Origin of the sequence: Hyphococcus sp., from assembly GCF_965267305.1 — a bacterium.
Lineage (GTDB): Bacteria > Pseudomonadota > Alphaproteobacteria > Caulobacterales > Parvularculaceae > Hyphococcus.
Genome location: NZ_OZ253945.1, coordinates 3,160,373 through 3,179,685 on the forward strand (window position 1 = coordinate 3,160,373; position 19,313 = coordinate 3,179,685).

At 62.5% G+C, this 19,313-nt stretch carries 19 protein-coding genes; 18 read left to right on the plus strand and 1 reads right to left on the minus strand.

Annotated elements, in window-relative coordinates:
• Window positions 1-5: 5 nt before the first annotated feature.
• The 7 genes from thiE to ACQY5P_RS15240 all read left to right on the plus strand — a co-directional run bounded on the left by thiE (window position 6) and on the right by ACQY5P_RS15240 (window position 5,380).
• The gene (thiE, locus tag ACQY5P_RS15210) at window positions 6-653 is read left to right on the plus strand and encodes a thiamine phosphate synthase (RefSeq protein WP_428407718.1); all 648 of its coding nucleotides are present in this window, start codon (window positions 6-8) and stop codon (window positions 651-653) included.
• Window positions 654-884: 231 nt separating this feature from the next.
• Window positions 885-1,835 carry a tetratricopeptide repeat protein gene (locus tag ACQY5P_RS15215; protein ID WP_428407719.1) on the plus strand — a complete coding sequence of 317 codons (951 nt, stop codon included), beginning with the start codon at window positions 885-887 and terminating at the stop codon, window positions 1,833-1,835.
• A gap of 187 nt (window positions 1,836-2,022) precedes the next feature.
• On the plus strand, window positions 2,023-2,523 hold the full coding sequence (gene ruvC, locus ACQY5P_RS15220; protein ID WP_428407720.1) for a crossover junction endodeoxyribonuclease RuvC: 501 nt from the start codon (window positions 2,023-2,025) through the stop codon (window positions 2,521-2,523).
• Entirely contained in the window at window positions 2,524-3,156 is a 633-nt protein-coding gene (ruvA, locus tag ACQY5P_RS15225; protein ID WP_428407721.1) for a Holliday junction branch migration protein RuvA, read from the plus strand.
• Window positions 3,157-3,229: 73 nt separating this feature from the next.
• Window positions 3,230-3,574: an endonuclease domain-containing protein gene (locus ACQY5P_RS15230; RefSeq protein WP_428407722.1), complete on the plus strand. Its 345-nt coding sequence runs from the start codon at window positions 3,230-3,232 to the stop codon at window positions 3,572-3,574.
• Between the two features lie 69 nt (window positions 3,575-3,643).
• Entirely contained in the window at window positions 3,644-4,678 is a 1,035-nt protein-coding gene (gene ruvB / locus ACQY5P_RS15235; protein WP_428407723.1) for a Holliday junction branch migration DNA helicase RuvB, read from the plus strand.
• A gap of 186 nt (window positions 4,679-4,864) precedes the next feature.
• Window positions 4,865-5,380 (plus strand): DUF3592 domain-containing protein, encoded by a 516-nt coding sequence (locus ACQY5P_RS15240; RefSeq protein WP_428407724.1) that lies wholly within the window; start codon window positions 4,865-4,867, stop codon window positions 5,378-5,380.
• A gap of 6 nt (window positions 5,381-5,386) precedes the next feature.
• Here ACQY5P_RS15240 and ACQY5P_RS15245 read toward each other — a convergent pair whose 3' ends face one another.
• Window positions 5,387-6,436: a hypothetical protein gene (locus ACQY5P_RS15245; RefSeq protein ID WP_428407725.1), complete on the minus strand. Its 1,050-nt coding sequence runs from the start codon at window positions 6,434-6,436 to the stop codon at window positions 5,387-5,389.
• Between the two features lie 82 nt (window positions 6,437-6,518).
• Here ACQY5P_RS15245 and ybgC point away from each other — a divergent pair, with 82 nt between their 5' ends.
• From ybgC to folP, 11 genes are all read left to right on the plus strand, one after another.
• A complete protein-coding gene (ybgC, locus tag ACQY5P_RS15250; RefSeq protein ID WP_428407726.1) occupies window positions 6,519-6,926 on the plus strand; it encodes a tol-pal system-associated acyl-CoA thioesterase in 408 nt (135 codons plus the stop codon).
• 296 nt (window positions 6,927-7,222) lie between these two features.
• Window positions 7,223-7,945, plus strand: coding sequence for a protein TolQ (gene tolQ / locus ACQY5P_RS15255; RefSeq protein ID WP_428407727.1), 723 nt, complete (start codon window positions 7,223-7,225; stop codon window positions 7,943-7,945).
• Entirely contained in the window at window positions 7,945-8,376 is a 432-nt protein-coding gene (tolR, locus tag ACQY5P_RS15260; protein WP_428407728.1) for a protein TolR, read from the plus strand. The genes tolQ and tolR overlap by 1 nt, the downstream gene beginning before the upstream one ends.
• Before the next feature lie 32 nt (window positions 8,377-8,408).
• Window positions 8,409-9,290 carry a hypothetical protein gene (locus ACQY5P_RS15265; protein ID WP_428407729.1) on the plus strand — a complete coding sequence of 294 codons (882 nt, stop codon included), beginning with the start codon at window positions 8,409-8,411 and terminating at the stop codon, window positions 9,288-9,290.
• A 56-nt stretch (window positions 9,291-9,346) separates the two neighbouring features.
• A complete protein-coding gene (gene tolB / locus ACQY5P_RS15270) occupies window positions 9,347-10,672 on the plus strand; it encodes a Tol-Pal system beta propeller repeat protein TolB (RefSeq protein WP_428407730.1) in 1,326 nt (441 codons plus the stop codon).
• Between the two features lie 299 nt (window positions 10,673-10,971).
• Complete coding sequence (gene pal / locus ACQY5P_RS15275; protein ID WP_428407731.1) at window positions 10,972-11,475, plus strand: peptidoglycan-associated lipoprotein Pal; 504 nt, start codon at window positions 10,972-10,974, stop codon at window positions 11,473-11,475.
• Between the two features lie 170 nt (window positions 11,476-11,645).
• Window positions 11,646-12,476, plus strand: a complete 831-nt coding sequence (gene ybgF / locus ACQY5P_RS15280) for a tol-pal system protein YbgF (protein WP_428407732.1) — start codon at window positions 11,646-11,648, stop codon at window positions 12,474-12,476.
• A gap of 2 nt (window positions 12,477-12,478) precedes the next feature.
• On the plus strand, window positions 12,479-13,795 hold the full coding sequence (tilS, locus tag ACQY5P_RS15285; RefSeq protein WP_428407733.1) for a tRNA lysidine(34) synthetase TilS: 1,317 nt from the start codon (window positions 12,479-12,481) through the stop codon (window positions 13,793-13,795).
• A 138-nt stretch (window positions 13,796-13,933) separates the two neighbouring features.
• Window positions 13,934-15,853 (plus strand): ATP-dependent zinc metalloprotease FtsH, encoded by a 1,920-nt coding sequence (ftsH, locus tag ACQY5P_RS15290; protein WP_428407734.1) that lies wholly within the window; start codon window positions 13,934-13,936, stop codon window positions 15,851-15,853.
• A gap of 201 nt (window positions 15,854-16,054) precedes the next feature.
• Complete coding sequence (locus tag ACQY5P_RS15295) at window positions 16,055-18,430, plus strand: DUF4153 domain-containing protein (protein ID WP_428407735.1); 2,376 nt, start codon at window positions 16,055-16,057, stop codon at window positions 18,428-18,430.
• The gene (gene folP / locus ACQY5P_RS15300) at window positions 18,420-19,250 is read left to right on the plus strand and encodes a dihydropteroate synthase (RefSeq protein WP_428407736.1); all 831 of its coding nucleotides are present in this window, start codon (window positions 18,420-18,422) and stop codon (window positions 19,248-19,250) included. Before ACQY5P_RS15295 ends, folP begins: the two co-directional genes overlap by 11 nt.
• The last annotated feature ends 63 nt before the right edge of the window (window positions 19,251-19,313 follow it).

The following is a 19,313-nucleotide window of genomic DNA, read 5'->3' on the forward strand; positions in this document are numbered from 1 at the left end:
CGGCCATGAAACACGATTGCCGCCTTTATCTCGTCACGCCCCCCGCCATCGCCGACCTCAACGCGTTTTGCGATGACTTCGCCCGCGCGCTCGATGCGGGCGATGTCGCCTGCATTCAATTGCGGTTGAAATCGCCCGAGGGCGTTGCGGCAGGCGACGATGAGGTTCTGCGCGCGGCTGAGGCGCTGCTCCCCATCGCGCGCGACCATGATGCGGCGTTCCTCATCAACGACCGGCCTGACTTGGCGCTGAAATCGGGCGCCGACGGCGTCCATGTGGGCCAGTCGGACGCAAGCTGCAAAAAGGCGAGGGTCCTCCTCGGCGACGATGCGACGGTGGGCGTCACCTGTCACAATTCGAAACACCTGGCGCTGGAGGCCGGCGAGGCGGGCGCCGATTACGTCGCCTTCGGGGCGTTTTTCCCGACGAAAACCAAAGAAGCCCCGACCCAGGCGGATCCCGCGCTCCTCGAATGGTGGTCTTATGCGACGACGCTGCCTTGCGTCGCCATCGGCGGGATCACGCCGGAAAATTGCGCGCCGCTGGTGCGCGCCGGCGCCGATTTCCTCGCGGTTTCCGGCGCGGTCTGGTCGCACCCGGAAGGCCCCGCCGCTGCGGTGAAGGCTTTTGCGAAGGCGATTGCGGACGCCTGAGTCCGAAAAAGATCATGTCGGAACAATTCTTGCGACGCAGCCCCCGGTTTGTCGTGGGGAGCCTTGTCATGAGCCTTCGCTGGATCCTGTTGTGCGTCATGGTTGCAGCCGTGGCCATCTGTTTCACCGCCGCTTTCATCGAGGGGTTCAACCTCGCCATGGCGGCGCAGTAGCGCTGCAAAGCAGGGCGGCGACCTAGCCGCTCGCGCCAAAGCGGCGTAAAAGCGCGGCATGTTTCGCGCCTTCATCATCCTCTTCGCCTTTCTGTTTGCTGCGCCTGTCTTCGCGCAGGAAGAAAGCACAAGCGCGCTCGCTCATCTTCTTGCGGGCGAGTATGAGGATGCGCGCGCCCTCGCCGAACCGCTTGCGGAAAAAGGCGACGCCGATGCGCAGCATCTTCTCGGCTATCTTTATGAAAACGGTCTCGGCGTTGAGACCGATCTTCAGCGTGCGGTCGATCTTTACGCCAAGGCGGCGCTCGCCGGTCAGCTCGACGCGCAATTCGCGCTGGGCGAACTCGCGCTCAAGGGCAAGGGCGTCAAACAGGACGCCGCAACCGCCGCGGGCTGGTACAGGCTTGCCGCGCGCCAGGGCCATGCGCGCGCGCAACTTCGCCTCGGCGTCATGCATCTGCAAGGCGAGGGCGTCGACCTCGACAAGGCGCGGGGCGTGAAGTTCCTCATGGACGCGGCGGATGCGGGCGAAGCGGAGGCGCAGCGCGATCTCGCCATCGCCTATCTCGGCGGCGACGGCGTCGCGAAAAATTATCTGAAGGCGGCGGACTGGTTCGCCAAAGCGGCCGACGGCGGCGACGCGCTGGCTTCCTATAATCTCGGTCTTCTCCTGCAATCGGGCAGTCTCGGCGAACCCGACCTGAACGCGTCGGCAGAGCGGATGAGCGACGCGGCCGAGGCGGGCTTCGCGCCGGCGATGACCGCGCTGGGTCTGCTTGTTCACGGTGGCGCAAAAGCAGAGGGCGAACCCGCCGACTGGTTCGAGCGCGCGGCGAAGGCTGGCGATCCGCAGGGGCGGTTTCTTTACGCCGTTGCTTTAACCCAAGGCGACGGCCGCGACGAAGACCCGGACGCGGCGAAGCTGCTTGTGGAAGACTTGCTTGCTGATCCCGCCGTCGATCCGGCGCTCAAAGAACAGGCGAAAAAACTGCGCCGGGAATTGCCGTAAACCGGGAACGCGATCCTTCGAGACGAAAATTTTCTTCATCCTGAGGGGCGCCGAAGGCGTCGTCTCGAAGGACGAAGAAAATTTTCTCCTCAGGATGAAGCGCGTTTATTCTTAGTTCCCATGCCCAGACGCTGAAGCCGGGCACATTCACGTTTTGTTTCCTTCAGAACCGCCCTATGGTCGCGCCATGAGCGCAGTGATTCGCATTTTGGGCGTCGACCCGGGCTCGGCGGCGACCGGCTGGGGCGTTGTCGAGAGTTCCGGCGCGCGGCTTTCCTATGTGGCCTCGGGCGTTATCCGTCCAAAAAGGGGCGCGGCCCATGCGCAAAAGCTCGCGGAGATTTTCGAGGGCCTCAAAAGCCTGATCGCGGAATTCGAACCCGACGAGGCGGCGGTGGAGGAGACGTTCGTCAACGCCTCTCCCCGTGACGCGCTAGTGCTGGGCCAGGCCCGGGGCATCGCGCTGCTGGCGCCGGGGCTCGCCGGATTGCCTGTCGCGGAATATGCGGCGAACTCGGTGAAGAAATCCGTCGTCGGCCGCGGCCATGCGGACAAGACCCAGGTTGCGGCCATGGTGAAAGTGCTGCTCCCGAAATGCGGGAGCCTTGCGAGCGACGAGGCGGACGCGCTCGCCGTCGCCATTTGTCACGCGCATCACAGTAGTTTTCGCAAATTGGAGGCGTCGTAAATGATCGGCAGGTTGAAAGGCGTCGTCATCACGCTGGCGGAAGACACCGCCATCATCGACGTCCAGGGCGTCGGTTATGAAATCCACGCAGCGCCGCGTGTGTTGCAGAGCTTGCATCCGGGCGAGGAGGCGACTCTCTCCATCGAAACGCTGGTGCGCGAAGATCTGATCCGGCTTTACGGCTTCCCGTCGGAGAATGAGCGTCAGGCGTTTCGCCTGCTGCAAAGCGTGCAGGGCGTCGGCGCGAAACACGCGCTCGGCATCTTGCAGGTGCTGACGCCGTCGGAGCTTTACGACGCAGTGACGGCCGAAGACGTGACGGCGGTTAGCCGCGCCCATGGCGTTGGCAAGAAACTCGCCCAGCGCATCGTCACCGAATTGCAGTCAAAGGCCGGAGCATTGGCGGGCGCCGGCGGCGAAGTCATCGCCATGGCCGCGCGCAAGAAAGCCGCCGCGGCGGCGCCGTCGGACCCCGCGCTGGCCGCAAAAGCCGACGCCGTCTCGGCCCTCGCCAATCTCGGCTATGACGGGGTCGAAGCGCGCCGCGCCGTCGCGCGCGCCGCGGAAGGGATGGACGCGCCCGGCGTCGAGGCATTGATTAAAGCCGCGCTCAAAGAGCTTGCGGCGGCGTGAGGAGACGAAGGTCAGACCCACCCCTCTCCCGCTGGCGGGAGAGGGGCAGGGGTGAGGGTGGAACCGTACTTTAATGGAACGACGCCGAAACATAAATCGCGCACGGAGCCTTCGACAAAGCGCAAATTTGCCTGAACAGGCAGCGTGGGAAGTTTTACGCGAATATCGCAAGCAGGGATTTCCAGTGCGCCGTCAGCATGGCATCGGCCGCTTTGTTGTGGACTTTGCGGTCGTGAAAGAGAAGCTCGCTATTGAGATTGATGGCGGCATCCACAATCTGCCGGTAGTTGCTGAACGTGACGCTGTGCGCGAAAAAGAAATTGTTGAAAGCGGGTGGCGCTTGTTGCGCATCCCCGCCGAGGTCGCGATGAGTGAAGATCAGCTATGCGCCCTAATGCAAAAAGAACTCGGCTTATGATGTTGAAAGAACACCCTCACCCCCGGCCCCTCTCCCGCAGAGCGGGAGAGGGGGGAAAGACCTTTTTCCATGGCTGAACCTGCTTACAAAGACGACCGGCTGATCGACGGCGAGCGCAAGGGCGAAGACGCCGATGCGGCGCTGCGCCCGAAAAAGCTCGACGATTTCGTCGGCCAGCCGAGCGCCAAGGACAATCTCCGCGTTTTCGTGCAAGCCGCGAAGGCGCGCGGCGAGGCGCTCGATCACGTTCTCTTTCACGGGCCGCCGGGCCTCGGCAAGACGACGCTGGCGCAGATCGTCGCCAATGAGCTGGAAGTGAGTTTCCGCGCCACCTCGGGCCCGGCGATTACGAAACCCGGCGATCTTGCCGCGCTCCTCACCAATCTCGAAGCCGGCGATGTTCTCTTCATCGACGAGATTCATCGTCTTTCGCCCCATGTGGAGGAAGTCCTCTATCCCGCCATGGAGGATTTCGCGCTCGACCTCATCATCGGCGAAGGCCCGGCGGCGCGCTCGGTGCGCATCGATCTGCCGCGCTTCACGCTGATCGGCGCGACGACGCGCTCAGGCCTCCTTGCCAAACCGCTGCTCGACCGGTTCGGAATCCCCGTGCGCCTCGATTTCTATTCGGAACAGGACCTCGCGCGCATCGTGTCGCGCGGCGCAGCTTTGCTGAAAGCCGAGATGTCCGCCGACGGCGCCGGCGAAATCGCAAGACGCGCGCGCGGAACGCCCCGCGTCGCCGGGCGCTTGCTGCGCCGGGTGCGCGATGTGGCGACGGTGGAGGGCGCGGGCGTGATCGATGCTGTGGTTGCGGACAAGGCGCTGAAGCGGCTGGAGATCGATGTGCTCGGCCTCGATCCGTTGGACCGGCGCTATCTTCGTCTGATTGCGGAGCATTTCGGCGGCGGCCCCGTGGGCGTCGAGACCATCGCCGCGGCGCTCGCCGAAGCGCGCGACGCGGTCGAGGACGTCATCGAGCCTTTCCTGTTGCAGCAGGGCCTCATTCAGCGCACGCCGCGCGGCCGCGTTCTGTCGGTGAGCGCCTGGGCGCATTTGGGATTGGCGGCGCCCAAGGGAACAGCGTCGGATTTTTTTGAGTAACTCTCCCCGATCTTCCCGGCGCAAGCCGGGATCCAGTTAAAAAATATGTCGGGCTACGCCCGTCATTATTTGTGTTGCTGGGCCCCGGCCTTCGCCGGGGTGAGCGGATGCTAATTGATCAAAGATAGTCATCATCCGGTGACCATTCCGAACTAGGATCGCCTCCGCCAAATCGGGGAGGCGACTATGGGCGGACAAATCGCGCTGACGCTGTTTTTCGGAGTATTTCTCGCCATCGGGGCGGCGATGTTGTTCTGGGGCGGGCGGTCCTATTACTACTCGCAGCAGGCGGCGCACTGGCCGACGACGCCGGGCGACATCATCGCGTCGGATTTCAGGGTGAATTCCGACAGCGACGGCGACACCTACGAAGCCAAGGTCGAATACAAATACAATCCCGATGGCTACGAACGCGTCGGGAAAACCATCGCCTTCGGCTATACGGCGAGCTCGGGCCGCAAGTTCCATTGGGAGATTCACGAGGCGCTGCCTGTGGGCGCGCAAGTTGCGGTGCGTTACGACCCGTCAAAGCCGGACCGGTCGGTTCTCACTCATGGCGTCAACCGGTCGATCCTCTTTATCCTGATTTTCGGCGCCGTCTGGACAATCTTTACCGGCGGCATTGTTGCTATGGTCGTGCTGGGCGAAACCAGCGCCAACGGCATGCTTCAGAATATGGTGATCTATTCCAGCGGGCGATAAGCCCTGCTAAGTCAGCGCGCCGAAATCGCGCAAATGCCCTTCGATGCGCGCGCGCAGATCGGCTTCCGTCTTGTTGTAGATGTGAATGACGGCGTAGTTCTTCACGCCCGCGCCATTGGCGATGAAAAGATTGGCGTTGTGCCACCAGTCGTCTTCCGCAAGTTCGATGAGGTTCTTCGTCTGCGCGTGCATGACGCCGAAGACGGCCGAGCCCTGATCGGCGATGACGGTTTCCATCTGCGGCGCTAGCTCGTTGAAGGCGGATGGCGATGCGTTGCGCGCGTCGAACACCTTGCCGCCAAGCGACTCGACAATGCGCGCGACTTCCTGCGACGGGTAGACCCGCTGCGCCGCTTCGCTCACCGTGTCGAAACGGCCGAGATAGAGGATGGAGCCCGGTTTCGCCGGCGGCGGCGTGACGTGAAAACGCTCGCGGTAGGACGCGACTTCCTGCGGGCCCCAATAGTAACTCGGAACGCGCTTGCGCAGTACGCGCGCCTTTTCAACGCGCACTGGTTCGCTGACGACGACATACTGAATGCCAAGCGCTTCGACATCGCGGACGACATAGGATTTGTGTGCGAGGAATTCGGGGAGCAATAACGGTTCGACCAGATTATCCTGCGTCACCAGCGACAGAACATAATCGCCGACCCAGTCGCCATAGGTGTAAGGCGTTTCGCATTCGACGACCGTGCCGCGCGGAAGAGTTTTCGCCGGCGCATGTTTCGGCGTCTTGATGATTTCTGCGGTCGAGGGCGGGCGGATCGAATAGCGCGCCGTGTATTTGCCGTCGTGAAGAGCGAGGCCCTTGGGCGTGTAGATGAGGTTGTCGATGTCGAGATATTCCGGGCGCGGCGTTTTGTAGATGAGGCGGCGCTGGGCGGCGCGGTCGCCGGCGACGGGGATTTCATCGGTCTGAACCGTATCAAGTTCTTCCGGCATCAAAGGGCGCCAGGCGCCGGCGCCGGCGAGCGCCTTCTGCAACGGCGCCGCGACGGCGACCCGCGCGCGCACCAGCGGGTGGCGCCAGTCGAGATTGCCTATGACTTTCATCGGAAACGAACTTTCATTACGCTCTGCCTACTGCGCGTCCTGATAGCGGGGCAAGCGGGCCACCGTCAAAACAGGCTGCGGGATGAATAGCGATAACGTCTATAGGTTGCCGATCCGTATTTATTACGAGGATACGGACTTTTCCGGCGTCGTTTATCACGCGGCGTATCTGAAATTCTTCGAACGGGGCCGCACCGAGGCGCTGCGCGCCTGCGGCGTCCATCATTCAGAGCTTCTGGCGCGCGAGGAGCCGCTGGCCTTCGCCGTCCGCAAGATGACCACGGAATGGCTGGTTCCGGCGAAGATCGACGACTTGCTGGAGGTGCGGACCCGGTTCGTAGCGGCCAAGGGCGCCCGCATGATCCTCGACCAGGAAATCTGGCGCGACGAGGTTCTCCTCGCCCGGGCTGAGGTCGAGGCCGCCTGCATGGCGCTATCGGGCCGTCCCCGGCGCCTGCCGGAGGACGTCGTCAGCCGGTTTTTCTCCTGAGGCGCCGTCTGCGGGCGAAAAGTCGTAAACCTTTCATTAACCGTCATTAAACTTTGGAAATCGCTGGTTCCGGGGGCGCCGGAGGCCTCGCATTCGCCCAAATTCCGGCCATAAGGGGGATTAAACGGAACGCCGTTCAGTGTTAACGATAAATCAGCCCCGCGCGGGGTGAAACGCGCGAGAGAGGCCATTTGCGCCAATTTCCACGGCCGCCGTGGAATGGGGGAGGCGCAAGGGGCGAAAAGTTTCGGTATCGGCCCCGTCAGCCGCGGGGCGCATGAGGGATAGTCAGAACAATGGAAACAGAAGTCGCGGGCGCCGCAGCAGCCGGAATGGGAGGCGATTTCAGCCTCTGGAGTTTGTTCCTGCGCGCCGATCCGATCGTGAAGACGGTGATGGGCATTCTCGTCCTTGCGTCCGTGTGGTCGTGGGCCGTGATTATCGACAAGTCGCTCACCTTCGGGCGGATCAAGTCGAAATCGAAAAAGTTTGAAGACCAGTTCTGGTCCGGCAAACCCCTCGATGAGCTCTATCGCAAGATGCGCGACCGGGAGGATCATCCCATGGCGCGCGTCTTCGGCGTCGGCATGGAGGAATGGAGCCGCGTCAAAACCACGGGCGGACGCACCGATGCGCTCGTCATCGGCGCGCGCGAACGCATCGACAAGATGCTCAGCGTATCGGTGTCGCGCGAACTGGAAAAAGTCGAAAGCAGTCTCGGCGTTCTGGCGACCGTCGGCTCCGCGGCGCCCTTCGTCGGCCTGCTCGGCACGGTCTGGGGCATCATGAACGCGTTCCAGGCGATTGCGCTGACCAAAGACACGAACCTCGCGGTCGTCGCGCCCGGCATTGCCGAAGCGCTTTTCGCAACGGCGCTTGGCCTCCTCGCGGCGATCCCGGCGGTCGTCGGTTACAACCGTTATTCTTCCGCGCTCAATTCTTTCGCCGTGCGCCTTGAAGGCTTTGCGAATGAATTTTCGGCGATCCTTTCCGGTCAGCTTGACGAAAGGACGCGCTGATGGGCGTCAATCTCAATCCCGGCGGCGGGCGCCACCGGCCGGGGCGCACGCGCCCCATGGCCGAAATCAACGTGACGCCGCTCGTTGACGTCATGCTGGTGCTGCTGATCGTGTTCATGGTCGCTGCGCCCTTGCTCACAGTTGGCGTCGCCGTCGACCTGCCGGAAACCGCCGCCAGTCCAATTCAGGATCAGGGCGAGCCGCTGACCGTGACGGTGTCCGCCGACGGCACGATCTATGTTCAGGAAACGCCGGTGGAATATGAAAATCTCGTGGCGCATCTCGAAGCCGTCGCGACCGCTGGCTACGACCAGCGCATTTTCATTCGCGGCGACGAAAACCGCGCCTATGGCGACGTCGTGCGCGTCATGGGCCGGATCAACGCCGCCGGATTCCGCCGCATCGGTCTCGTGACCGATCAGGAACAGTAACGGCGCGTACGCAAGGTAAAGGCCCGGGTTCCATGCGTTTTGGCCTCTTCGCATCGGTCTTGTTGCACCTCGCCATTGTCGGGGCCGGGTTTATTTTGCCGAATTTCATCAAGCTGCCCGATGTCACCTCCGAGTCTTACATTCCGCTCGATCTCATCGCCGAGGCGGAGCTTGATCTCAAAACCAGCGTTCCGGCCGCCGCGCCTAAACCGGCAGAGGAGGAAGAGCCGGAGCCCGATCTGCCCGAACCGGTCGTCGAGGAGCCGGAGCCTGCGCCTGCGCAAGAGGCGGAGCCCGTCTCCCAGCCCGAGGCCGAACCGGAGCCCGAACCCGTTGCGGAAGAGCCGGAGCCCGAGCCGCTGAAGCCCGAGCCGAAACCGGAGCCGAAGCCCGAGCCGCCGAAAGAAACGCCGAAGCCGCCGGTGAAAAAGCCCGAGCCGAAAAACGACGATCTCGATCTCGACGCCCTGTCGCAGCTCATCGACAAGGAGCGCCAGAGCGAGCGCCGGGAAACGCCGCGCGAGACGCCGTCCCAGACCACGGAAACCGCCGACAAGGCGCGCCAGGCTGTGGGGGCGGGCGACCGCCTGACGGCGAGCGACGAGGCGAAGATGCGCGCGGCGATCCAGCGCTGCTGGAACGCCGGCACGATCATCGGCGCGCCGGAACCGGAAAAGCTGATCGTTGTTATCGACTTTGAACTCAATCGCGACGGCACGCTGTCGTCGCCGCCGCGGGTGGCGAATGAACTGCAAATCAATCTATCGGGGAACCAGTTCTGGCGCGTGGCGCAGCGCGAAGCGTTGAGCGCCGTCGTAAAATGCGCGCCTTACACCTTCTTGCCGGTTGAACGATATGATAGCTGGAAAGAATTCCGCCTCAATTTCAATCCGAGCGATATGGTGGGCCGGTAAGGCGAGCGAATGAAGGCGAACAAGTTTTTTCAGGGGGCCTGAAAGAGAGTAGCGATATGAAGAAATTATTGATCATCCTCCTGACGGCGATTGCGGCTGCAGCGACGCCTGCTTTTGCGCGCGTCACCATCGACATCACGCAAGGCAACGTCGATCCGATGCCTGTCGCTGCGCCGAACTTCCTCGGCGCCGATGAGGCGACGCAAGGGCTCGGCCGCGACATCACCGGCGTCATCATGAACGATCTCGACCGCTCGGGTCTTTTCCAGGTGATCGACCAGCGCGCCTATATCGAAAAGCCGGAAAGCGTGAACCAGCGTCCGCGCTTCGCCGACTGGCGCATCATCAACGCGCAGGTCTTGATCGTCGGCGAAGTGGAAGAGCTTTCCGACGGCCGCATCCAGGTGTCGACGCGTCTCTGGGACGTTTATTCCGACGAACAGCTCGGCGCCGTCGCGTTCAAGACGCCGGCCGACAACTGGCGACGCGCCGCGCACAAGGTGGCGGACTTTGTCTACAAGACGCTGACCGGCGAGGAAGGCTATTTCGACACGCGCGTCGTGTTCGTCCATGAGACGGGGCCGAAGGAAAAGCGCGTCAAACGCCTGATGATCATGGATCAGGACGGCGCCAATCCGATCCCGCTCACGGACGGTCTCAACTATCAGGTGCTGACGCCGCGCTTTTCGCCGACGCAGCAGCAGATCACCTATATGGCGCTCTTCGACAATCGTCCGGGGCAGGTTTATTTGTTCAATATTGAAACCGGCGAACAGGAACAGCTCGGCACTTTCCGCGGCATGACCTTTGCGCCGAGATTTTCCCCCGACGGCCGCGAAGTCCTGATGTCCATGGAGCGGAGCGGCAATTCCGACATTTTCAACATGGATCTCTCCACGCGGCGCCTGACGCGTCTCACCGACAACCCGTCGGTGGACGTTTCGCCGACCATGTCGCCGGACGGGCGGCGCATCGCCTTTACGTCGGATCGGGGCGGCTCGCCGCAGATCTATACGATGAACGCGGACGGCACGAACCAGAAGCGGATCACCTTCGGCCAGGGCAACTATCAGACGCCGGTCTGGTCGCCGCGCGGCGACCTCATCGCCTTCACCCGCCAATATCAGGGCCGCTTCTATATCGGCGTCATCCGGCCGGACGGCACCGGCGAGCGTCTCCTCACCGAAAGCTATCTGGAGGAAGGGCCCACCTGGTCGCCGAACGGCCGTGTCCTGATGTTCTACCGCCAGACGCAAGGGCGGCGGGACGGCACGGGCGAGGAAACCCAGCTCTGGTCGGTTGACCTGACGGGCCGGAATTTGCGCCGTGTGCGGACTCCTGGCGACGCCTCGGACCCGGCCTGGTCGCCTCTTTTGCCCTAACCGGTTAGAATAGGAAGGCTTTTCGGGGGGACTGTAACTGAAAATTCATTTTCGCGCCGGAACAGCCGTTCTTGATTGCTGGCGCGTGTCTCGCTACGATTCAGCGTTGGCTAAATTTTATCTACTGGCTGACACTGAATTGTAAGAAGGGGGAACTAAGCTTCCGCTGCGATTGTGCGCCGCAAACGCTGGCGGAGTGTGTGCAAATAAGGCTTAGGGGCGGGGGCGCGCTCGCCTGGCCGGGTTGAAATGAGCCCAGCGGTTTCAAGACCGGTGACTGGGGAAGTGGAGCAAATACAATGATGAAGTTTACCAAAATCGCCGGGATCCTCGCGTCGTTCGCGTTGATCGCGGCTTGTGCGAGCACGGGACCGGATCTCGACGCCTCTGCGGGCGCCGACACCACCACCGGCTCTGCGCCGACGGGCCCGGTTCCGGGCAGCCAGGCCGATCTTGAGAACGCCGCGGGCCACCGCGTCTTCTTCGGCTATGACGAATACACGCTGACCGGCGAAGCCCAGGCGACGCTCGCGCGTCAGGCTGCGTGGCTGAAAGAATATCCGGAAACCCGCATCCTCCTCGCCGGCAACTGCGATGAGCGCGGCACCCGCGAATACAACCTCGCGCTCGGCGCCCGCCGTGCGGAAGCGGCGAAATCCTATCTCGTGAGCCTCGGCGTTGATGCTTCGCGCATCACCACCGTTTCTTACGGCAAGGAACGCCCGATCGATCCGCGTTCGACGGAAGCCGCCTGGTCGGTGAACCGTAACGCCACGACGACGATCACCGGCGCCGGCGCGTAACCCGCGCGCGTCTTGAGTGTTTGAATGAGGCGCGCCGTCATTTTTGACCGGCGCGCCTTTTTCTTGCCAAATGTTTCTATTGTTGCCGGAAAGAGGCGCTTTTTCGCCCCATTTTGCGCCATAAGGGAAAATCGGCGACACTCCCCCGCCGCTAGTCCGAGGATTGGATCATGACGCTTATCAGAACCGCCGCCATTACGTTCGCCGCCGCGTTGCTGTTTGCAGCGCCTGCATCCGCCGGAACGAAAGACGATATTCGCGACCTGCAATCAAGGCTCGCCGCGGCGGAGCAAGCGCTTGCCGGACAAAGCCAGGCGATGCTCAAAGTTTCGCAGATGGAGCGTCAGATTCAGGATCTCACGGGCGAAATCGAACGCCTGCAATATGAACTCGATCAGGCGCACACGCGTCTCGATGCGGTCAGCGCCGTCCTCGCGGGCGATGCTAACTATCAGGCGCCGGGCGATTTCTCTGGCGACATGTCTGGCGGCGGAAACGCCCCCGTGTCGCTCGTGCCGGGCGCCGGCGGCGATCCTATCGGCGATCAGATCCAGCAGTCTTCCGGCGCGTCGCAAAACGCTCCCGCAGGCGACGCCAGCGACGTCGCGCTGCCGCTCGATCCCAATGCGGCCTTCGATTACGCCTCCGGCTTTTTGCTCGCCGGCGATTATCCCCGCGCCAAGGCGGCCTTCCAGCTTTACGTGGAGGCTTTCCCCAATCATCCGCGTACGGCGGATGCGCAGTTCCGTCTCGGCGAAATTCATCTGGCGCTCGGCGAAAACGCGGCGGCGGCGGACGCGTTCATCGCTCATATCCGCAACTATCCGAACGATCAGCGTGCGGCCGAAGCCTATCTGAAACTCGGCACGGCCTTTGCGCGCCTCGACAAGTCGACGGAAGCCTGCACGGTCTTCAAGACCATGAAGTCGAAACATCCGAACGCGCCGGCGCCGGTCATTCAGCGCGCCGATCTTGAGATGGCGCGCATCGACTGCAAATAGGCGTGGCCGCGGCTTCGCCGGCGCTGACCGAGGCCGCGTTTTTCGCCCGGCTTCAATCGCTGAACCTCCCTGAGAAATTCGCGGTCGCCGTTTCCGGCGGCCGCGATTCCATGGCGCTGGCGCGGCTTTGCGCGGCGTGGGCCGCAAAGACCGGGGCCAAGGTCATCGCCTTTACAGTCGATCACGGGCTTCGCCCGGCGGCGGCCGCGGAAGCCTCGAAAGCAAAAGCCTGGTGCGAAGCCATCGGCGTCGAACACGTCACCTTGCGCTGGGAAGGCGAAAAGCCGTCATCGGGTCTTCAGGCGGCGGCGCGGTCGGCACGCTACACATTATTGATCGAAGCCGCTGAGGCCCATGGCTGCTGCGCGATCCTCACCGCCCATAGCGAGGATGATCAGGCGGAAACGCTTTTCATGCGTCTTTCGCGCGGCGCGGGCCTCAAAGGTCTCGCCGCCATGCGCGAAGAGAGCAACGTCGCCGCGGGGCCGGGTGAGGCCATGCGTCTCTTGCGGCCCTTGCTCGCTTTCAGCCGCCAAAGCGTCACGGCCTATCTCAATAATATCGGCCAGGACTATCTCGACGACCCGTCCAATATCGATCCGCAATTCGAACGGGTGCGGGTGCGCGCGCTGCTGGCGGCGCTTGCGGAACAGGGATTGCTGACCGCGCCGTCGCTGGCGGCTTCGGCGGAAAAACTGAGGCTGGCGGAAGAGGCGGCCCGCGCGCAGGAAGACGCGCTCTTAGACCGTCTCGGCGGCTGTTTTTACGGCTGGGGCGGGGTTTCCCTCGACCGCTGGGAAGGCGGCTTGCCGGGCGCTGCGGGGCTTGCGCGTCGACTCATCCATGCCGCCGGGGGCGGCGATTATGCGCCCGATGAAGCCGGCGCCGCTGAAACGGTGGAAAAGGCGTTGTCAGAAAGAGCCGCCACCTTGGGCGGGGCCCTGGTCCGGCGTCATAAAGACCGCCTGTGGTTCCTGAGGGAGCCCGCAGCCCTGACCGGCCGCGCCGGGGTCGCGCCGCTCGCGCCGGTGCTTCTCAGCAGGCCCCTCCTGTGGGATCGCCGCTTTGTGATCGAACCATTGAAGACCACCGCCCAGAAGCTGGAAGTCGCTCCCATGGGCTCAGCTGCGGCCTCGTTTCTGGGCTCAAAAGCCGGTCTTTTCCGGGGCCCGCCTGAGGCGCTCGCCGCCTTGCCGGGGCTGATGCGGCAAGGCGTATTGATTGACGCGCCGGCGCTCCCATTTATTAACACGGAAAATCTGACCTGCCGGCCCCTCGTGAAGGAGCGTTTTGAGGGCCGGATTGTTAGATTTTCGTAGATTTGCCGCAAATTGCGCCGAAGGTCATGGCGCTGGCATTTCTTAACGCCTATCTACTAGGGTTCAGGGCGTTTCCCGAAAGCCCTCACGCGCTCGATCGCAAGCGCGCCAAGATATTGAGAGGAAAGAAGACAAGGAATGAACGGACGCAACATTCTCATCTGGGGCCTCGTCATCGTCTTCTTCGTCGTGGCGTTGCAGCTTTTCGAATTCTCGACGCCCGGCCCGCAGCCGACACAGCTGAATTACTCCGAATTCGTCCAGCGCACCGAAAATGGCGGCATTACCGAGGCCAAGGTCGCAAAAGGCCAGGTCACCGGAACGCTTTCCGACGGGTCGGAATTCGTGACCACCATTCCCGAAGACGGCCAGACCGCAGCCGCCGAGCGCCTTAACGACGCCGGCATCGCCACGGAGATCGAGAAAGAAGAAGAGCTGCCGATTTTGCTCTCGCTCCTCATCAACATTCTGCCGCTTCTCATCTTCCTCGCGTTTTTCCTCTTCATCATGCGCCAGATGCAAGGCGCCGGCGGCAAAGCCATGGGCTTTGGAAAATCGCGCGCGAAACTCCTCACTGAGCGTCAGGGCCGCGTCACCTTCGATGACGTCGCCGGCATCGACGAAGCGAAAGAAGAACTCGAAGAGATCGTCGAGTATCTGAAAGACCCCATGAAATTCCAGCGCCTCGGCGGCAAGATTCCAAAAGGCGCGCTTCTCGTCGGTCCTCCGGGCACCGGTAAAACGCTGCTCGCCCGCGCCATCGCCGGCGAAGCCAACGTGCCGTTCTTCACCATTTCCGGTTCCGACTTCGTCGAAATGTTTGTGGGCGTCGGCGCAAGCCGGGTGCGCGACATGTTCGACCAGGCGAAAAAGAATGCGCCCTGCATCATCTTCATCGACGAGATCGATGCGGTGGGCCGTCACCGTGGCGCAGGGTTAGGCGGCGGCAATGACGAGCGCGAGCAGACCCTGAACCAGCTTCTCGTCGAGATGGACGGTTTCGAGGCCAATGAAGGCATCATCCTGATCGCCGCGACCAACCGTCCGGACGTGCTCGACCCGGCGCTCCTTCGTCCCGGCCGTTTCGACCGCCAGGTCGTCGTGCCGAACCCGGATGTGGCGGGCCGCGAAAAGATTTTGAACGTGCACGCCAAAAAAGTCCCGCTGGCGCCGGACGTGAACATCCGCACCATTGCGCGCGGCACGCCCGGTTTTTCGGGCGCGGATCTTGCGAATCTCGTGAACGAGGCGGCGCTCCTCGCCGCGCGGCGCGGCAAGCGCTTCGTCACCGCGCGCGAATTCGACGACGCCAAGGACAAGGTCATGATGGGCGCGGAACGCCGCTCCATGGTGATGACCGAAGACGAGAAAATGCTTACAGCCTATCACGAGGCGGGCCACGCCATGGTGTCGATCTGCGTGCCGGGGAACGATCCCGTCCACAAGGCGACGATCATTCCGCGCGGCCGGGCGCTGGGCATGGTGCAGTCGCTCCCCGAACGCGACCGCTATTCCATGTCTTATGAGCAGATGACGGGCCGCATCGCCATGGCCATGGGCGGGCGCGTCGCCGAAGAACTGAAATTCGGCAAGGAGAAAGTCACCTCCGGCGCGTCATCGGACATCGAAATGGCGACCAAGATCGCGCGCGCCATGGTCACGCAATACGGCCTTTCTGAAAAGCTTGGGCCCATCGCCTATGCCGAAGACGAGGGCGAGGTTTTCCTCGGCCAGTCGATAGCGCGCTCGAAGACGATTTCGACCGACACGGCGAAACTCATTGAGGACGAGATCAGACGCTTCGTCACCGAAGGCTATGAACTCGCGAAAAAGATCCTCACCGACCGCCGTGACGACTGGGAGAAACTGTCCCAGGCGCTCTTGGAGTTTGAGACGCTCACCGGCGACGAAATCAAAAAGCTTCTTGCAGGCGAAACCATCGTCCGAGAGGACCCGCTCGATCCGAAAGATCACACGCCGCCGTCCTCCGTGCCGACTACCGGTTCGGCCAAGAAGAAAGACGGCGGAACCGGCGGCATGGAGCCGAGCCCGGCGTAAGCCGAGACCGCCGCTAAGCTTGATTTGAAACGAAGGCCTTTCCATCTGCGGTGGAAGGGCCTTTATTTTTTCGGGCAGGCTGACGAGAAAACGTCTTTTTTTGGCGTCATCGGGGTCATAGTCCCTCCGCAATTTCATGCGTAGAATGACCCTGCCGATCAGCGCCAGCGCCTTTGCCGGTCGCAACGAACAGGGGGCTTCGTGTCAACGCAACCGCACAAGCAACGTCTTCACATTCTCGCGGCGCGCATAGCGTTAGGCCTCATCCATGGGGCGCTGCTTTATTGGGCTGCGGAATATCTGAACCGGTCCGAGCCGGCCTACGGCTTCGCGGAAGGCGAGGCGTGGAACCGGTTTATCAATATCGGCCGTTTGGTCGCATGGCTCGGTCCCCTGCCGTTGCTGTTCGGCTTGGGGCGCATGCCGGTGTTGCGACTGGCCGCCTGGGCCGCGGGCGCTGTGGCGCTCCTGTTCATCTTTGGCTGGTTTGGCCCAACGACGGCCTGGGAGTCGATAGACGGCCTTATCAATGTCTCGCTTTTCTCGCTGATCGTATTGTTCATCCTGCATGAACTCATTCAGAGCGCGATTGACGATGACAAGCTGATTGCTTCCTACGGCGCTTATTTCGGGAACGCGTGGGGGCGCGGTTTTCAGGTAGTGCTCGCCCTGATCTTTCTTGGCGCCTATTGGATTGTGATTTCCCTTGGCGCGTGGATGTTCGACTTGATCGGTCTGGACTTTATTCGCCGCGCGATTTTTTCCGGCGAGTTTGTATGGATTACGTCGGGACTTGTGTTTGCGGTCGGGGCGCATCTTGCTGATGCGGATATCGGCCTGACGCGCGGCGCGCGCCAGATCGGGCTGATGCTGCTTTCGTGGCTTGCGGTCTTGATGACGTGCATTCTCGCCGCGTTCTTGTTGGCGCTTCTTTTCACTGGCCTGGAGCCGCTATGGGACACCGGACGCGCGACGGTGCTGCTGCTCAATGCAGCGGCGACCATGATCTTTCTCATCAACGCCGCGTATCAGGATGGCGGCGTCGCCAATACCGCGTTCATGCGGGCGACTGTCCGGTTCGCGGCGCTCCCGCTTCTGGGCGTCGTCGCGCTTGCGGCGCTCGGACTTTGGCTGCGCGTCGATCAATACGGACTTACGCCGGCTCGCGTGCTTGCTGCTGCGGAACTGGTCATCGTTGCGATCTACGCCGTCGGCTATCTGGCGGCGGCGGTAAAGCCTGGACGCTGGATGGCGGTTCTCGAGCCGGTCAATATCGGCGCGGCGATCGCTGTGGCGGTCATCCTAGCCGCTCTGATGACGCCGCTTTTGTCGCCGGCGCGGATTTCTGTCGCGAACCAGCTTTCCCGCCTCGATCGCGGCGTCGTCGAACCGGATGAATTCGATTTCGGATTTCTCGCCAGCCGCCGCGCCGGGGCTTGGGGCGAGCGCGCGCTGGCGGACCTCGCCGCCCGAAGCGGCAGCCCCCGCGATGAGCGCATCGCATTGCTGGCGCAAAACCCCGGCGAACAGCGCCCTTACGGATTCATCGAACAGTCGATTAGCGCACGGCGCGATGCGCTGCGCCTGATTGACGAAGGCGAGTTGCCGGACGGGGTGGTCCTTCGCCGCGAAGGCGCCGACCCGGTTGAAGGCTGCCTGAACGCCAAGCGCAACTTCGACGACCGTGTTGCGGAAACGGCGCGCATTCTCGCCCAGCCGGAACGGCTAAGGCCAAAGCAGTATGCCGTCGTCACGGCGGAAGACGAACCTTTGAAAGATGGCCGCTGTCTTGTTCGCCTGATCGATATCGATTTTGACGGCGATGAGGATGCGGTGATCGTGCCCTATGATCCTTATGAATGGGCGCGCCATCCGCGGGGCGGGAGAGATGGCATGACGGTTCTCATTCAGGATGAGGCGGCTGCGTGGACCTATGCCGGCGCGCTGGCGGTTCGTCCCGAATTCACGGATTCCCTCGCTGTCGCCGACTTTCGCGGGTTGAATGACGATCAAAGACGGCTCGCGGTCGCCGAGGAATTGCGAAAGGCTGAGGTCATCGCCAATCCCAAGAAGGATCTTTCCAGTCTCGGCCAGCGGCTGCAGCTGACGACCGGCGATGAATATCTTTCGCCTGAGACGATGCGCGCGCGGCTTCGCATGGGCGAGGGCGGCGAGCCGCCGGCCGCGCTCTTGCGCAATCTGCCAGCGCCGCTGCGCTGGAACGATTGCGCGCCGGAAGGCGCCGAGAAGACGGGTTTGTCATTGTGTCATGGGCTCTATCGCGAGCTGACGGCAGCCGAACCTCTTGAATTCCTGTTCATCCGGATTGACGGCGCTTTTGTTAATGTGACCGTGTACGAAGATATTGGAGCTGGCTGGGTGAGCCATGGCGCCGCGTCAGCGGATTATGAAGACGTTGCGGACGCGCTCTTCGGCGAAGCGGATCTGCGCTGGTCCTATTCAAAAGAACGGGTTGAATTCGCCGAAAAATTCCTAGAGGACGTGGCGGTCGTAGAGCCGCTTTATGGCGACATCGTCATGGGCGATATCCAGTATATGGTGCGCTATGAGCGATGACAGCGCCGATGCGCGGCGCGCAGTACAGATTATGGGCGTCGTCAATGCGACGCCGGATTCCTTTTCTGACGGCGGCGTATATCTCGACGCGCAGGCCGCAGTCGCGCATGGCCTGAAACTCGCGAGCGACGGCGCCGATATTCTCGATATCGGAGGCGAATCGACGCGCCCCGGCGCTGAAGAAGTCCCGCTCGAACTCGAACTTGCGCGGACCATCCCTGTGATCGAAGGCCTTCGCAAAAAGGGCTGCGAGGCGGCGATTTCCATAGATACCAGGAAGCCCGATGTGGCGCGCGCCGCCGTTTCGGCTGGCGCATCGATCTGGAACGATGTGACGGCGCTATCTTTCGCGCCGGACAGTCTCGACACCGCCATGTCGCTTCCCTGCGATATCGTTCTGATGCACGCCCAGGGCGATCCGAAGACGATGCAACGAGACCCGCACTATGACGATGTGGTCGAGGAGGTTTACGCCTATCTCGCCCGACGCATTGAAGCGTGCGTCAAGGCGGGCGTTAGCGAGGAACGACTGATCGTCGATCCGGGCATCGGCTTCGGCAAGACGCTGAACCACAATCTGAACCTTATGGCTCATCTTGACCGGTTCTGCGCCCTCGGACGGCCGGTTCTGCTAGGCGCCTCGCGCAAGCGCTTCATCGCGGCGCTCGACCGCGAAGGCCCCGCAAAGGACAGGCTCGGCGGCTCGCTGGCGGCGGTGCTGTCGGGATTTTCGCGCGGCGCCTCGATCTTCCGCGTCCATGACGTCGCCGAAACCCGTCAGGCGCTCAGCGTCTTCTCCGCGATCGAAACCGTTCGGTAATTTCCGCTTCCCGTTAAGGCCTTTGCAAGACCCTGCATGCTAGCAGGGTCAATAAAGAGTTAA